The organism is Frisingicoccus sp., from assembly GCA_016298055.1.
Classification (GTDB): Bacteria; Bacillota; Clostridia; order Lachnospirales; family Lachnospiraceae; genus Frisingicoccus.
On record JAEDDO010000245.1, the window covers coordinates 1 to 2,398 of the forward strand.

The 2,398-nt window shown below is 39.4% G+C and carries 2 protein-coding genes; one reads left to right on the top strand and one right to left on the bottom strand.

Annotated features, from left to right (window positions below; translation table 11 throughout):
• On the top strand, positions 1–1,101 hold a 1,101-nt coding region (iadA, locus tag QZZ35_RS11155), incomplete at its 5' end, for a beta-aspartyl-peptidase (RefSeq protein WP_291237471.1).
• 57 nt (positions 1,102–1,158) lie between these two features.
• Here iadA and QZZ35_RS11160 read toward each other — a convergent pair.
• A complete protein-coding gene (locus tag QZZ35_RS11160) occupies positions 1,159–2,217 on the bottom strand; it encodes a hypothetical protein (protein WP_291237472.1) in 1,059 nt (352 codons plus the stop codon).
• Between the last annotated feature and the right edge of the window lie 181 nt (positions 2,218–2,398).

Below are 2,398 nucleotides of genomic sequence, written 5' to 3' on the forward strand. Positions count from 1 at the left end.
ATAGGGAAAAAAGATGTTCTGATATGTGGTGAGAAAATCGAATGCATCAAGGATTCAATTGAGAATTTGCCTGAATGGTGTGAGATTATTGATGGGGAAAATAAGATATTAACACCTGGGTTGATTGATCAGCATGTTCATATTACTGGTGGTGGGGGTGAAGGAAGTTTTCATACAAGAACGCCGGAACTTAATTTGTCAGAAATGATAAAAGGCGGAATTACAACAGTAATTGGGCTTCTGGGAACCGATGGCCTTACGAGAAGTGTAGAAAATTTATATGCAAAAGCGGTAGCTCTTACCGAAGAAGGGGTGAGTGCATATATACTAACTGGCGCATATGGATATCCATCGCCGACAATTACAGGAGAGATTGATAAAGATATAGTTTTTATAAAAGAAGTATTGGGGGTAAAATTAGCTATTTCTGATCATCGTGCGCCGAATGTTACGGAAGATGAGTTGATTCAGATAGCGAGTAAGGCAAGAGTTGCAGGCATGCTGAGTGGAAAGCCGGGAATTGTGGTACTGCATATGGGAGATGCCGAGTGCGGGTTAAAACCAGTTTTTCGCGCGCTTTCAGAAAGTTCTGTTCCAATACGTATTTTTAGACCGACACATGTTAATAGAAATGAAAATCTCTTGGAAGAGGCATATAGATTTCTTGAAAAAGGCGGTTATATTGATCTGACGTGCGCAATCAATGAGCATTTTGCTCCTGGCAAATGTATTGTGAAAGCTGTTGAAAGAGGACTTTCGACGGAACGTATTACAATAAGTTCGGATGGGCATGGAAGCTGGTCGGAATATGCCCAGGATGGAACTCTTCTGAAAATCGGTGTGTCCAAAGTGGATGCGTTATATAATGAGTTGATTTTTATGGTTAAAGAGCTGGGAATGCCTCTTGAGAAGGCGTTACCGTACATGACCAGTCAGGTTGCAGAAGCACTCGATTTGTTGCCTGAAAAAGGAGTGGTTAGAGAAGGTTCGGATGCAGACCTGCTTTTGTTTGAAAAAGATATGACTTTGAGCACATACATTGCAAAAGGGAAAGTCTTTATGAAAGAGAAAAAACTGATTCGGAATGGGACATACGAATAGGAGATACTTAGTTATAAAAGGGAGAAGCTGTGGTGATGCTTCTCCCTTTTATGATGATTAATTGTATTTCTTAAAAACGTCTACGATTTTTTGCATATCTTCAATTGAAAATCTCTGATCACAACTGATGGACATTATATGATTGTATATGTATTGTGCTCCGGGATATTTTTCAATATCAATAAATGGAGGGACGGGCCAATATACTTTTGGTACAATTTGATTCTTTTTCAAATGGTCAATCAAAGAACTGCGATCGTCTACGAGAAAAGGAAAGAACATAGGGCACACATCATCCGGAAGGTATGGAAAGACAGGACGTACGGATGGATTGTGTGGCAAATGTTTCAGAAGATAATTGTAATTCTCTCGTCTTTTAATGATTGAATTGTCTAGCGGATAGTGTTTAATGGTTTCCAGTGATTCATCGTCTCCGGCTTGCATATCGAATATTTCACGCAGCATGAATTCAGCTTTCCAGAAAGCATCGTCACTTTCTTTGTTTAGAGATTCATCACCTGTTTTTTCATATTCTGCTCTGTATTTCAAAGCTTTGTCTCTCATAGATAACTGTGTTTGATTTGGTGGGATAGGTAAAACGTTAAACTTTCCAGTCCGTTTAATTGCCAGGCCACCCGAAATGACGCCCATCCATTTTCGGAGACTTACAGAAATATAGTCGGCATCTTCGCAGGCTCCAATCGGCGAAAATGCGGTATGAGTTGTGTCCTGCATGATTGTGACTCCACTATTTTTACATTTTTTTACAAATTCTGTGTCAAAAGTCGAATACCCATAGTATCCACAGATGAGTAAGAAACTGATTTTGGGGATTAAGGATTCATCAAATTGTGGGATCAGGTTATTGTCAAAATCATAGTAATGGATCTCGTATCCTGCTTTTACAAAACATCCAATGACTGTTTCGCAATCGTAGGCAGGGAGATATGCCACACGCTTTTTGTCGGTTAGCATGATGTCTTGCAAACAATAATAGATGGAACAACGTCCAGACATCAAATGAACCACATCGTCCGCATCAGGGCATGTGCGCGTGATATAATTGGTTTCAGTTTCAAGGGTTGGTTCGTAAGGGAAAAATCCGCCTATTTCCATAATAGTTTACCTCCTATAAAGATTGTATATTTTGTGTATCGTTTTTATACTCTTCACCATGATTCGTTCCGATGAAGAGCTTCTTACCTTCTTGATATGCAAGCAGAGTAGTGAATGTAACTGGTTGCCATGCTTCTTTCCCTAACGGAACTGTTGAAAAGAGAATCTGTTTTTCTTTTTT